The sequence below is a fragment of the Phreatobacter sp. AB_2022a genome, assembly GCF_026847585.1.
Lineage (GTDB): Bacteria > Pseudomonadota > Alphaproteobacteria > Rhizobiales > Phreatobacteraceae > Phreatobacter.
This window is the reverse complement of sequence record NZ_JAPSET010000089.1, coordinates 1-11,631: the sequence shown is the minus strand read 5'-3', so window position 1 is coordinate 11,631 and position 11,631 is coordinate 1. Positions and strand designations below refer to the sequence as shown.

General features: G+C 67.3%; 15 protein-coding genes and 1 pseudogene. 9 read left to right on the top strand and 7 right to left on the bottom strand.

All coding sequences use genetic code 11. The features are described 5' to 3' along the window. From OZ671_RS31180 to OZ671_RS31165, 4 genes and pseudogenes are all read right to left on the bottom strand, one after another. Window positions 1–546, bottom strand: a pseudogene (locus OZ671_RS31180) (hypothetical protein); the annotation flags it as partial. Window positions 547–658: 112 nt separating this feature from the next. Continuing rightward, entirely contained in the window at window positions 659–1,354 is a 696-nt protein-coding gene (locus OZ671_RS31175; protein ID WP_268864307.1) for a hypothetical protein, read from the bottom strand. Next, window positions 1,351–1,911, bottom strand: coding sequence for a sigma-70 family RNA polymerase sigma factor (locus OZ671_RS31170; RefSeq protein WP_038308640.1), 561 nt, complete (start codon window positions 1,909–1,911; stop codon window positions 1,351–1,353). The genes OZ671_RS31175 and OZ671_RS31170 overlap by 4 nt, the downstream gene beginning before the upstream one ends. A gap of 243 nt (window positions 1,912–2,154) precedes the next feature. After that, the gene (locus OZ671_RS31165; RefSeq protein WP_268864306.1) at window positions 2,155–3,204 is read right to left on the bottom strand and encodes a MaoC family dehydratase; all 1,050 of its coding nucleotides are present in this window, start codon (window positions 3,202–3,204) and stop codon (window positions 2,155–2,157) included. A gap of 221 nt (window positions 3,205–3,425) precedes the next feature. Between OZ671_RS31165 and OZ671_RS31160 the strand changes: the two genes are divergently transcribed. The 3 genes from OZ671_RS31160 to OZ671_RS31150 are packed head-to-tail and all read left to right on the top strand — an operon-like array spanning window position 3,426 to window position 4,788. After that, on the top strand, window positions 3,426–4,070 hold the full coding sequence (locus tag OZ671_RS31160; protein ID WP_268864305.1) for a Maf-like protein: 645 nt from the start codon (window positions 3,426–3,428) through the stop codon (window positions 4,068–4,070). Further along, window positions 4,067–4,291, top strand: coding sequence for a DNA gyrase inhibitor YacG (gene yacG / locus OZ671_RS31155; RefSeq protein WP_268864304.1), 225 nt, complete (start codon window positions 4,067–4,069; stop codon window positions 4,289–4,291). Before OZ671_RS31160 ends, yacG begins: the two co-directional genes overlap by 4 nt. A gap of 5 nt (window positions 4,292–4,296) precedes the next feature. Next, entirely contained in the window at window positions 4,297–4,788 is a 492-nt protein-coding gene (locus OZ671_RS31150; protein WP_268864303.1) for a GNAT family N-acetyltransferase, read from the top strand. 104 nt (window positions 4,789–4,892) lie between these two features. On the opposite strand, the gene OZ671_RS31145 is transcribed toward OZ671_RS31150, so the two are convergent. Further along, window positions 4,893–5,300, bottom strand: a complete 408-nt coding sequence (locus OZ671_RS31145) for a type II toxin-antitoxin system VapC family toxin (RefSeq protein WP_268864302.1) — start codon at window positions 5,298–5,300, stop codon at window positions 4,893–4,895. Next, on the bottom strand, window positions 5,300–5,482 hold the full coding sequence (locus OZ671_RS31140) for a prevent-host-death protein (protein ID WP_268864301.1): 183 nt from the start codon (window positions 5,480–5,482) through the stop codon (window positions 5,300–5,302). Before OZ671_RS31140 ends, OZ671_RS31145 begins: the two co-directional genes overlap by 1 nt. Window positions 5,483–5,795: 313 nt before the next feature. On the opposite strand from OZ671_RS31140, the gene OZ671_RS31135 reads away from it, so the two are divergent. From OZ671_RS31135 to OZ671_RS31110, 6 genes are all read left to right on the top strand, one after another. Further along, on the top strand, window positions 5,796–7,556 hold the full coding sequence (locus tag OZ671_RS31135; protein ID WP_268864300.1) for an acetolactate synthase 3 large subunit: 1,761 nt from the start codon (window positions 5,796–5,798) through the stop codon (window positions 7,554–7,556). Between the two features lie 89 nt (window positions 7,557–7,645). Then, on the top strand, window positions 7,646–8,224 hold the full coding sequence (gene ilvN, locus OZ671_RS31130; RefSeq protein WP_103167841.1) for an acetolactate synthase small subunit: 579 nt from the start codon (window positions 7,646–7,648) through the stop codon (window positions 8,222–8,224). A gap of 38 nt (window positions 8,225–8,262) precedes the next feature. Next, complete coding sequence (locus tag OZ671_RS31125; protein ID WP_268864299.1) at window positions 8,263–9,006, top strand: pyridoxine 5'-phosphate synthase; 744 nt, start codon at window positions 8,263–8,265, stop codon at window positions 9,004–9,006. A gap of 166 nt (window positions 9,007–9,172) precedes the next feature. Next, window positions 9,173–10,192, top strand: a complete 1,020-nt coding sequence (gene ilvC / locus OZ671_RS31120; RefSeq protein WP_038308627.1) for a ketol-acid reductoisomerase — start codon at window positions 9,173–9,175, stop codon at window positions 10,190–10,192. 148 nt (window positions 10,193–10,340) lie between these two features. Beyond that, a complete protein-coding gene (locus OZ671_RS31115; protein WP_268864298.1) occupies window positions 10,341–10,775 on the top strand; it encodes a nuclear transport factor 2 family protein in 435 nt (144 codons plus the stop codon). A gap of 3 nt (window positions 10,776–10,778) precedes the next feature. Further along, window positions 10,779–11,243: a nuclear transport factor 2 family protein gene (locus tag OZ671_RS31110; RefSeq protein ID WP_268864297.1), complete on the top strand. Its 465-nt coding sequence runs from the start codon at window positions 10,779–10,781 to the stop codon at window positions 11,241–11,243. Between the two features lie 144 nt (window positions 11,244–11,387). Here OZ671_RS31110 and OZ671_RS31105 read toward each other — a convergent pair. Then, window positions 11,388–11,631 (bottom strand): ComEA family DNA-binding protein (locus tag OZ671_RS31105; RefSeq protein ID WP_268864296.1); only part of this gene is annotated, 244 nt, incomplete at its 5' end.

Genomic DNA, 11,631 nt, shown 5'->3' with positions numbered 1-11,631 from the left:
ACGTCCGGGCATCTGGCCGACCCGACCGCCACGGCCGGGAAGCTCGCCGACACGGTTGCCGCGCGGGCCGATCTCGCCCATCCGGCCGCCCCGGCCGGGCATCTCGCCCATGCGGTTGCCGCGCGGACCGAACTCGCCCATGCGGTTGCCGCGCGGGCCGAACTCGCCCATCCGGCCGCCACGACCCTGAATATCGGAAAAGCGGCCCTGGCCCTGGATGCGGGCCCCGCGGCCGATCGCCATGTCGGGATTGCGGCCGAGCCGCTCCAAGCCGCCGGGCATGCGCTGGCCGGGCTGCATGCCACGCAGGTTCGGCATCCGGCTCGGCAGGTTGAGATTGGGCACCCGGTTCGGCCGGCGCACGAGATTGCCCGAACCGGAAAGGCCGGGAACGCCGAGGCCGCCGAGATTGCCGAACTGCGCGGCGGCCGGCCGCGTGTCGAGGACGATCAGGCTGGTGCTGCCCAGAAAGGCCGCAACGAGGCCGGCCAGCATGGTCGGGCCCACACGCCCTGCCTTGGTCCATTCACCGCCGTGGACAGTCATGGCTCCGTTCCCCTCGATTCAGCCCCAAGGGTGGCAATAGGCCGCCTATGTTTCTGTTTAAATACGTAGAGGTGGGCGGAACGTTGGCAGAAGGCCACGTCGTGCGGCGGCCTCAGGCCGCCGGTCCGGCGAAACGAACGACGCCCGTGCGCGCCTTGAGCGTCGAGAGGACCCGGTCGACCTGCGCCTGCGGCATGCCGCGGGCACCGACCCGCACACGGTAGAAGCCGCCGGGGCGCGGCCCCTCGACGATGGAGGCGCCGATCTCCTCGAGCAGTCTGGTCATGTCGGCCGTGCTCGCCTGGGTCGCAAAGCCGATCAGCACGAAGGTGCCGTCGGTCTGCGAGGGCGCGCCGGGATCGTGCGAGGCGGTCTGGAAGCTGGCGCCGCCGCCGAGGAAGCCGGACCCGATGACGCCGGCCTGGACGACCAGCGCGATGGCTGCTGCTCCCGCGACATAGGCGAGCGTGCGCGGAGTGAAGGCGGCAAGCCGGGCGCCGAGCCAGTCGATGAAGCCGGCCTTGGCGCTGGCGGCGACATGGGCAAGCCTGGCGGGCTCGGCCTCGATGCGCTGCATCAGGGTGTCGAGCACACGCGCCGAGGGCACGGGCTGGCGGTCGGCCAGCTCGAGAGCCGCGTCCTGGTCGTCCCTGACGAGTTCGAGCTCGTCGGCGAGGGTCGGATCGAGGGCGAGCGCGGCTTCGACACGCGCCTTGTCGGCCGCGTCGAGCTTGCCGGTAACGTACCACGGCAGCAGCTCGGAAACGGCTCGCCTTTCGGATGCATTCAGCGGATCACGCGTCGTCATGGCCAACCTCGATCGACCCCGGCGCTCTGCATGAGCTCCTGAAGTCTTTTGCGCGCGTAGAACATGCGCGTCTTGACGGTGTTTTCCGGGATCCCGACGATTTCGGCCACTTCGGAGATCGATTTCTCCTGGTAGTAGACGAGATCGACGATCTCCCGGTGTTCGCTCGAAAGGGCCGCGATGCAGCGACGGATCGCCTGCGCCTTGTCCACTTTCTGAGCCACCGTCTCAGGCGTATCCGCCTCGTCGGCTATGGTGCCGGCCTGATCCTCGTCAAGGGCGGTTTCGGTCGGTCGTCGCAAGCTCGACAACGCCTTGAAGCGCGCCATTCCCAGAATCCAGGTCGAGACGCTGGAACGCCCCTCGAACCTGTCGGCCTGCCGCCACACGTCCAGGAAGACCTCGCTGATCAGGTCCTCGGCCTGCGCCTCGTCCTTGACGAACCGGAGAATGAACCGGAACACACGGACGTGGTGGCGGGCATAGAGGGCCCTGAAGGCGAGACGATCGCCCTTGGCGACACGGCTTATCAGGTCCTGGTCGCTGTCAGGCTGCATCGTCGATCCCGAGCCGGTGGGCTCGCAGGGTCAGTCGCGGCCCGGCGCAAAAAGGTTCAAAGGCCATGTGCAGATTCCATTTCGGGCCGTCCGCCCGGCCCTTGGCCTAACATGACGAAACCGAAGGGAAGGTCAACCTGATGGTGCAGCGCGCCGCTGCTGCACCAGGCGCCCGAAATCGGGCTTCCCGCGCGCCAGCGGCGCACAGTGGGGCCTGCCGGCAGCGCGGCAGGCGGCCGCGGTTCAGACCGGGATCAGCGCCCAATAGTCGAGATCGAGGATCACGCTCGGATCGTAGTCCTCGCCCTGGCGCAGCGGGAAACCGGCGCAGGGCTGGTCCTTGGTGGCGACCGTGCGGATGCGCAGCGCGCCGACATCGTCGCGGCCCGGCAGCTCCTGGACATCGAGAATTTCCGACCAGGCGAACACGGTGTGGCCGGCAAACAGCGGCGCGACATGGCGCCCGCCATTGATCGCGGCGATGTGGAAGGCGTTGGCGAGCCCGTTGAAGGAGAGCGCCCGGGCGATCGAAATGACATGGCCGCCATAGATCAGCCGCCTGCCGAAGCGGCCCTGGCCCTCGGTGAACTGGTTGAAGTGGACCTTGGCCGTGTTCTGGTAGAGGCGGGTCGCGATCATGTGCTCGGCCTCCTCCACGGTCATGCCGTCGACATGGTCGATCCTTTCGCCCACCGCATAGTCGCGGAATCGATGGCGCTGGCCGGCAAGGCCGGTATCGTAGGCATCGGGATCGATGATCGGGCAGGCGTCGCCGATCGCATCCGGGTCGAGCACCTTGGGCAGCGTCGGGATCAGCTCCGGCGGCGCCGGGGCGGCCTCGTCGCGCTTGCGCACCATCACCCAGCGGACATAGTCCAGCACCTCGTCGCCGTGCTGGTTGGTGCCGACCGAGCGGACATAGACGACGCCGGTCTTGCGGTTGGAGTTCTCCTTCAGGCCGATCACCTCGGACACCGTCGACAGCGTGTCGCCGGGATAGACCGGGCTCAGGAACCGGCAGCCGGCATAGCCGAGATTGGCCACCGCGTTGAGCGAGACGTCGGGCACGGTCTTGCCGAACACGATGTGGAAGGTCAGGAGATCGTCGACCGGGCTTCTCGGATAGCCGATCGCGCGGGCGAAGCTGTCGGCCGACTGGACCGCGAAACGCGAGCCGTAAAGGCCGGTATAGAGAGCGGTATCGCCGGTCGTCACGGTGCGCGGGGTGGCATGGCGCAGCTTCTCGCCGAGGCGGAAGTCCTCGAAGAAGCGGCCCGGATTGGTCTTCGGCATGGTCGGTCTCCCCGGCTGCCCATCCGCCGGCCGCTGCCTCGACGCGGCCGCCGGACAGGCCAAACAGCAGGGCCGGTTATGCCGCTTCGCAGGCGCCAAGCCAACCGGACGAAAGGCGGGGGCCTCCGACACGGCTTGTTCACAAAGCCGCGGGGCTTGGGTAATGATCGCGCCGCCGCGGCCGGGTTCTGTGCCGGCAAGCGGAATCCAAGAAGGTGCTCATGGCTCAAACCGCGTCCCGGCCGAAACTGGTCCTTGCCTCCGGCTCGCCGCGCCGCCTGGCGCTGCTCCAGCAGGCCGGCATCGAGCCGGATCGGCTGGTGCCCGCCGAAATCGACGAGACGCCGGCCCCGCGCGAGAGCCCGCGCAAGCTGGCGCTGCGGCTCGCCCGCGAAAAGGCTTCGGAAGCGATCCGCCGGCTGCGCGAGGAGGCGGAATGGCGCGGCGCCGTGCTGATCGCCGCCGATACGGTCGTCTGCGTCGGCCGGCGCATCCTGCCGAAGGCCGAGACGGTGGACGAGGCCGACGCCTGCATCCGCCTGCTCTCCGGCCGCTCCCACCGGGTCTATACCGGCCTCTGCCTGGTCGATCAGCAGGAGCGCACCCGTGCCCGGCTGATCGAGACCCGCGTCCGGTTCAAGCGGCTGAGCGGCCCGGAGATCGAAGCCTATCTCGCCTCCGGCGAATGGCGTGGCAAGGCCGGCGGCTATGCCATCCAGGGCATTGCCGGGGCCTTCGTCACGGCGCTGATCGGCTCCTACACCAATGTCGTCGGCCTGCCGCTCACCGAAGCCGTGGGCCTCATCGCCGGCACCGGCTATCCGGTCATGCAGGGCTGGAGCCAGCAGGACGAGGGCCAGCCATGACCCCCACCAACGACAATGAGCAACTGGTCGAGCCGCGGCGCCCCTGCCCGATCTGCGGCAAGCCGGCCCTCGTCAAGTTCAAGCCGTTCTGCTCCAAGCGCTGCGCCGACATCGATCTCAACCGCTGGCTGAAAGGCTCCTACGTCATCCCGGCTTCGCCCGAGACCGACGATGAGGATGGTGAAATGACACCGGTCGTCGGGCCCGATCGGAAGGACTGACGACGATGGCGCCCATCCTGCGTGCCTACAAGGCCGGTGATGCGCCTGTCCTCGACCGCCTGGCGGTGGCTGCGTTCAGCCAGTACGGCGCCTTGTTCTCGGACTGGCCCGCCATGGCACGGGCTCTCGCCTGCCATGCCGCACTGGCGGCGAAGGCCGAGATCATCGTCGCTGAACATGATGGCGAGGTCGCCGGATCCGTCGGCTATTGCGGGCCCGGTCGGCCGAAGGCAGCCTATTTCGACGAGGCCTGGCCGATCATCCGCATGCTGGTGGTGGCTCCCGCCGCGCGCGGACTCGGCCTCGGCCGCCTGCTCAGCGAAGCCTGCCTCGATGCAGCAAGACGCGACGGGGCGCCGCTGATCGCATTGCATACCAGCCCGATCATGACGGTGGCCCTGCCCATGTATCTGCGGATGGGTTTTGCCTGGCTGAAGGACGTGCAGCCAATCCACGGCGTGCCCTATGCGGTCTATACGAAGCAGCTCGATTCGTAGTTGCACCGGCGCGACGCAGAGGTCTTTCGGAGCGGAGTACCCGTCGCAGTCGAGCTTCCCGGATAGGCGACAATTCTGCGGCAGTCATTGCCGCGACAAGCCCGTCAGCCGGCGCTTTGCCAGGGATCGACCAGCAACACTCCGGTGTCGTCGAAATCCCGCGCGTTGCGGGTGACCAGAATGAGGTCGTTGACGATCGCGGTCGCGGCAATGAGCCCGTCGATGTCGCCACGAGGCCTGATGGCCGCAATCCGCCCCCACGCGACGGCGACCTCGTCAGTCACCCGCAGGATGCGGCTCGCATGGCCATGCCGAAGCCTGCGAAGCCATTCGGCCAGTCGTCCGGCCGTCGCCGGATCGGATTTTTGTTTCAACGCGATCCCGCGCATGATCTCGCCGAGGGTCAGAACGCTCAGGTGGATGGTCGTCGGGTCGACGGAACGCATCCAGGCCAACGCCGGCGCCGATCCGCGGCGCGCTTCCGAAATGACGCTGGTATCGACGAGATACATCAGAGGGCCGGGCTTCGACTGGGAATCTTGGCCCGTGTCATCGCCGCATCGGCAAGCTCATCATCCCATTCCGGCCCAGCCAGCAGGTCATCGACCAATGTCGGCCGGCCGGCGCGAAGTGCATCGTAGTCTTCCGCTGAAATGACGACGGCGGCGCGTTCGCCGCGCAGCGGCACGATCATACCCCGCCGGAATGTCAATGATGTGGAGACGGACGAGGAGCCGCCACCCCGGGCAGGCACCAAGTACCGACACCGCCTTGACGACCTCAAGGGCCTCGTCTACGGTCCGCGCGATTTTCTTGTCAGGAGACGCGCGTGTCGCGAGCTGTCCTTATTGTATCCGGAGCGCCATCGACGGACGTGTGACACACACGGCGGCCGAACGGTGGCGCTCAATCCAAGGTCCCTTACGGGGCCTTTTTTATTGCCTTCTGCCAAGATCCAGACCTGCCCCAAAGATCCAAGACGAACGAAAGCCCTAGAGGATCACCCCATGTCCCGCGAGATGACCGGCGCTGAAATGGTCGTGCAAGCCCTGATCGATCAGGGGGTCGACACGCTGTTCGGCTATCCCGGTGGCGCCGTGCTGCCGATCTATGACGCCATCTTCCAGCAGGACGCGGTGAAGCACGTTCTGGTCCGCCACGAGCAGGGCGCGGTGCACGCCGCGGAAGGCTTCGCGCGCTCATCCGGCAAGGTCGGCGTGGTGCTGGTGACGTCCGGTCCCGGCGCGACCAATGCGGTGACCGGCCTCACGGACGCGCTGCTCGACTCGATCCCGATCGTCTGCTTCACCGGCCAGGTGCCGACCCATCTCATCGGGTCGGATGCCTTCCAGGAAGCCGACACCGTCGGCATCACCCGCCACTGCACCAAGCACAATTACCTCGTGCGCTCGATCGAGGAATTGCCGCGCATCCTGCATGAGGCCTTCTATGTCGCGCAGAACGGCCGGCCCGGCCCCGTGGTGATCGACATCCCGAAGGACGTGCAGTTCAAGACCGGCAAATACGAGCGCCCGCGCGACAACCAGCACAAGACCTACCGGCCGCAGATCAAGGGCGACATCGCAAAGATCCGCACCGCGGTCGAGATGATCGCCAAGGCCAAGCGCCCGATCTTCTATACCGGCGGCGGCGTGATCAATGCCGGGCCGCACGCGGCCGCGCTGCTGCGCGAGCTGGTGCGCTCGACCGGCTATCCGATCACCTCGACGCTGATGGGCCTCGGCGCCTATCCGGCCGAGGACAAGCAGTGGCTCGGCATGCTCGGCATGCACGGCACCTACGAGGCCAACCTCGCCATGCACGGCTGCGACCTCATGGTGAATATCGGCGCGCGCTTCGACGACCGGATCACCGGGCGGATCGATGCCTTCTCGCCGGGCTCGAAGAAGATCCATATCGACATCGACCCCTCCTCGATCAACAAGAACGTCAAGGTCGATCTCGGCATCGTCGGCGACTGCGGCCACGTGCTGGAGGACATGGTGCGGCTGTGGAAGGAAGTCTCCGGCCAGGTCGACAAGGCGGCGCTGAAGGACTGGTGGGACCAGATCGACGCCTGGCGCGCGCGCAAGTCGCTCGCCTACCGGAATTCCGACACGGTGATCAAACCGCAATATGCGCTGGAGCGGCTCTATGCGCTGACCAAGGAGCGCAAGCCCTATTTCACCACCGAGGTCGGCCAGCACCAGATGTGGGCCGCCCAATATCTGCACTTCAACGAGCCGAACCACTGGATGACGTCGGGCGGCCTCGGCACGATGGGCTACGGCCTGCCGGCCGCGGTCGGCGCCCAGCTCGCCCATCCAAAGGAGCTGGTCATCTGCGTCGCCGGCGAAGCCTCGGTGCTGATGAACATGCAGGAAATGTCGACCGCCGCGCAGTACCGCCTGCCGATCAAGATCTTCATCCTGAACAACGAATATATGGGCATGGTGCGGCAGTGGCAGGAGCTGCTGCATGGCGGGCGCTATTCGGAGAGCTATTCCGCGGCCCTGCCCGATTTCGTCAAGCTGGCCGAGGCCTATCACGCCAAGGGCATCCGCTGCGACGATCCGAAGAAGCTGGACGCCGCCATCAAGGAGATGCTCGACCATCCGGGCGCGGTCATCTTCGACTGCCTGGTGGCGAAGGAGGAGAACTGCTTCCCGATGATCCCCTCGGGCAAGGCGCATAACGAAATGCTGCTCGGCGACGCCGCCGAGGACATCGGCAGCGTCATCGACGCCAAGGGCCGGCAGCTCGTCTGAGCCGGAGGGCGGCCGGCAGCATGCCGACCGCCCCGCCACGCTCCGCACGGCTTCCCGCAATCGTTCATCCTTCACGGCACGACAAGATCATGGCCCAATCGCAATCCGCTTACTTCCTGTCCGAAACGGTCGACGCCACGCGCCGCCATACGCTGGCCGTGCTCGTCGACAACGAGCCGGGCGTTCTTGCCCGCATCGCCGGCATGTTCTCCGGGCGCGGCTACAACATCGAAAGCCTGACCGTCTCGGAAACCGAGCACGAGGCCCATGTCTCGCGCATCACCATCGTCACCACCGGCACCGAGAAGGTGATCGAGCAGATCAAGGCTCAGCTGGACCGGCTGGTGCCGGTCCATCGCGTGGTGGATCTCACCATCCAGGGCGAGGCGCTGGAGCGCGAGCTGGTGCTGGTCAAGGTGCGCGGCAAGGGCGATGCCCGGGTCGAGGCGCTGCGCCTTGCCGGAGCCTTCGGCGCGGTGACGCTGGACGCGACGCTCAACTCCTTCGTGTTCGAGCTGACCGGCACGAGCGAAGAGGTCGAGCGCTTCATCCGCCTGATGGGCACCGTCGGGCTGGTCGAGGTGTCGCGAACCGGCATCGCCGCCATGAGCCGGGGACCGGACGGCATGCTGGAGGCCGCCTTGCCCGACGGCGCGCAGGGCCGTTGAATGCACCCCATCGCCAGCCCCAGCACGAGAAGGCGTCCATGCCGACCCATCTCTCCGTAAACGTCAATGCCATCGCGCAGCTGCGCAACCGGCGCAACCTGCCCTGGCCGAGCGTGGTCGGCCTGTCGCGCATCGCCATGCAGGCCGGCGCCTATGGCATCACCGTGCATCCGCGGCCCGACGAACGGCATATCCGTCGCACCGACGTGTTCGACCTCTCGGACATGCTCCGGCGCGAGTTCAAGACGGCCGAGTTCAATATCGAGGGCTATCCGAGCGAAGACTTCCTCGCGCTCTGCGAGAGGGCAAGGCCCGACCAGGTGACGCTGGTGCCCGACGACCCCGCCCAGTCCACCTCGGACCATGGCTGGGATACCGCGAAGGACGCAGCGCTGCTGACCCGCGTCGTCGCCCGGCTGAAGGCGCAAGGCATGCGCGTCTCGCTGTTCCTCGACGCCGATCCCGGCCTCGTCGCCGGCGCCAGGGCCACCGGCGCCGACCGCGTCGAGCTCTATACCGGCCCCTATGGCGGCGCCTTCGCGGAAGCGGAGGCGAAGGCCGAGCGCGACAAGCTGAAGGCGACTGCCGAGGCCGCGCGGGCGGCCGGGCTAGGCGTCAATGCCGGCCACGACCTCACCCTCGACAACCTGCCGCCGCTCGTCGCGGCCATTCCCTTCCTCGCCGAGGTGTCCATCGGCCACGCGCTGACCGCCGACGCGCTGATCCATGGCATGACCGAGACGGTGAAACTTTATCGCCGCGCCTGCGGCGACAAGGGATGAACCTATGCAGTCCCGGCCTTGTGCCGGGAATGATCTTGCGCCAAGAAGCGGCGCGCCATTCATGATCGGATCGCCAGCGCGCCGCGCGAGGACCGATTGTTTCCTGACCCGATCGTCGGGTCCGCAATATCGGGCAGGCCCCGAAGACGAAGAAGGAAGTCTCACTATGCGTGTCTATTACGATCGCGACGCCGATCTGAACCTGATCAAGTCGAAGAAGGTGCTGATCGTCGGCTATGGCAGCCAGGGCCATGCCCATGCGCAGAACCTGCGCGATTCCGGCGTGAAGGACGTGGCGATCGCGCTGAAGGCCGGCTCGGCCACGCGCGCCAAGGCGGAGGGCGCCGGCTTCCAGGTGATGACCCCGGCCGAGGGCGCCAAGTGGGCCGACGTCGTCATGATGCTGACGCCGGACGAGCTGCAGGCCGACATCTATCGCGACGACCTTCACGGCAACATGAAGCAGGGCGCCGCGATCATGTTCGCCCACGGCCTCAACGTGCACTTCAACCTGATCGAGCCGCGCAAGGACCTCGACGTGCTGATGGTCGCCCCGAAGGGCCCCGGCCACACCGTGCGTTCGGAATATCAGCGCGGCGGCGGCGTGCCGACGCTCATCGCCATCCACCAGGACGCCTCGGGCAATGCCCATGACCTCGGCCTCTCCTACGCCTCGGCCAATGGCGGCGGCCGCGCCGGTATCATCGAGACCACCTTCAAGGAAGAGTGCGAGACGGACCTGTTCGGCGAGCAGGTGGTGCTCTGCGGCGGCCTCGTCGAGCTGATCAAGGCCGGCTACGAGACGCTGACCGAAGCCGGCTATGCGCCGGAAATGGCCTATTTCGAGTGCCTGCACGAAGTGAAGCTGATCGTCGACCTCATCTATGAGGGCGGCATCGCCAACATGAACTACTCGATCTCCAATACTGCCGAATATGGCGAGTACGTCACCGGCCCGCGCATCATCACCGCCGAGACCAAGGCCGAGATGAAGCGCGTCCTCACCGACATCCAGTCGGGCAAGTTCACCCGCGACTGGATGCTGGAGAACAAGGTCAACCAGACCTCGTTCAAGGCGACCCGCGCCCGCATGGCCGCCCATCCGATCGAGGAAGTCGGCGCCAAGCTGCGCGACATGATGCCGTGGATCAAGGCCAAGGCGCTGGTCGACAAGACCAAGAACTGACGCGCCCGGAATCGGAGACGGCGGGGGCGGCTGCGATTGCCGCCCCCGCCGCCCCACCCGGCCGGCGGCCGGTTGACCTTCGCGACGATCACGCTATTGAACAGTACTGAGATACCGGTTCGCTGCGAGCCGGAACCTGAGAATGTTCATGACGCCGTCGCGCCTTCGCCTCGTCTCGGGTGTGCCCCTGGTCAGGGAAAAGCTCACCCGGCTCTATGCGGCGCGTGTCAGCGGCGATCTCGCGACCTTCGCCGGCGGCTTCAAGGCGGATGGCGTCTTCCATCTCGTCGGGGACGCCCGGCTCGTGCCCGAGGCCGGGCGGCATCACGGCCGGGCCGCCATCGAGGCGGTTCTGCGCAACCTCCACACCAGTTTCCAATATCTCGACGGCCTGCTCGTCGACATGATCGTCGATCTCGATGCCGCCGCGGTGCGGCGCCACGTCACCGTGCGCTCCCAGGCGACCGGCGCGGTCGGAGAATTCGAGATCGCCGAACATCTCAGCCTCGACAATGGCGAGATCGCCGAGCTCGTCCAGTTCATGGACACGGCCTCCATGGCCGTCCTGGCCAGGCGGATCTGAACCATGCCGGCCCCGCCGAACGGCCCGCGCTTCGGCCCCGCCGCGCGGCGCCATGCCTTGCGGGCCGAGATCGACGCCTTCTATGCCGCACGCATGGCCTGCGACGTCGACGCCTTCACGCGCTATTTCACGCCCGATGCCCGCTTCTTCGTGCTCGGCAATCCCGTGCTGAACGCCAATTCGGGCCTGCGCATCGGGCGCGCGGATATCGGCACGCATCTGCGTACCGTCCATGCCAGCAACAGCTACCGCGACTTCACGATCCGCAGCCTGGTCGCCGAGGCCGACGCGGTGGCGGTCTGGTGGCGCGTCCACATCACCGTGCGGTCCACCGGCAGCAGCGGCCTGTTCGACAGCTTCGACCAGATGCGGCTGCGCAACGGCCAGATCGCGGAACTTTCGCAATTCTACGACACCGGCGCCTTCGCCATGTTGGTCGGCCGCCTGGCGCCACCCGAAGCGCTGTGACCGGCGGCGGCGCACGGCCGCAATCGTCCGACAAAAAAGGCGGCCCCTCCCGGCCGCCTCTCGCGCTCAAGCCGGCAAGCCGGCCTGAAGCCTGTTGACCGACGGCCGGGACGCACGCGCCTCCGGCCGCCGCGCCATCGCGCCTCAGAACCTGACGCGGGTGCGGATCGCATCCTTGGCGGTCTGGTTGAGCGACGAGCCGGCCATGCGGCGCTCGAAGTCCTCCCAGTTGAGGAAGCGGCCCTTGGCGCGCTCGGTCAGGATGGCCTGGGCGCGGGCGGCGCCGATCTGCGGCAGGCTGTCGAGCTCGGCCTGCGTCGCCGTGTTGAGGTTGACCATGGCGCCCTGCGCCTGGGCCGGACGGGCCGCGGTGCCGGCGGCGGGCGCG

Coding starts and splice junctions, on each gene's coding strand:
- OZ671_RS31175 (WP_268864307.1), bottom strand. CDS start 1,354: ATGACGACGCGTGATCCGCTGAATGCATCCGAAAGGCGAGCCGTTTCC.
- OZ671_RS31170 (WP_038308640.1), bottom strand. CDS start 1,911: ATGCAGCCTGACAGCGACCAGGACCTGATAAGCCGTGTCGCCAAGGGC.
- OZ671_RS31165 (WP_268864306.1), bottom strand. CDS start 3,204: ATGCCGAAGACCAATCCGGGCCGCTTCTTCGAGGACTTCCGCCTCGGC.
- OZ671_RS31160 (WP_268864305.1), top strand. CDS start 3,426: ATGGCTCAAACCGCGTCCCGGCCGAAACTGGTCCTTGCCTCCGGCTCG.
- yacG (WP_268864304.1), top strand. CDS start 4,067: ATGACCCCCACCAACGACAATGAGCAACTGGTCGAGCCGCGGCGCCCC.
- OZ671_RS31150 (WP_268864303.1), top strand. CDS start 4,297: ATGGCGCCCATCCTGCGTGCCTACAAGGCCGGTGATGCGCCTGTCCTC.
- OZ671_RS31145 (WP_268864302.1), bottom strand. CDS start 5,300: ATGTATCTCGTCGATACCAGCGTCATTTCGGAAGCGCGCCGCGGATCG.
- OZ671_RS31140 (WP_268864301.1), bottom strand. CDS start 5,482: ATGATCGTGCCGCTGCGCGGCGAACGCGCCGCCGTCGTCATTTCAGCG.
- OZ671_RS31135 (WP_268864300.1), top strand. CDS start 5,796: ATGTCCCGCGAGATGACCGGCGCTGAAATGGTCGTGCAAGCCCTGATC.
- ilvN (WP_103167841.1), top strand. CDS start 7,646: ATGGCCCAATCGCAATCCGCTTACTTCCTGTCCGAAACGGTCGACGCC.
- OZ671_RS31125 (WP_268864299.1), top strand. CDS start 8,263: ATGCCGACCCATCTCTCCGTAAACGTCAATGCCATCGCGCAGCTGCGC.
- ilvC (WP_038308627.1), top strand. CDS start 9,173: ATGCGTGTCTATTACGATCGCGACGCCGATCTGAACCTGATCAAGTCG.
- OZ671_RS31115 (WP_268864298.1), top strand. CDS start 10,341: ATGACGCCGTCGCGCCTTCGCCTCGTCTCGGGTGTGCCCCTGGTCAGG.
- OZ671_RS31110 (WP_268864297.1), top strand. CDS start 10,779: ATGCCGGCCCCGCCGAACGGCCCGCGCTTCGGCCCCGCCGCGCGGCGC.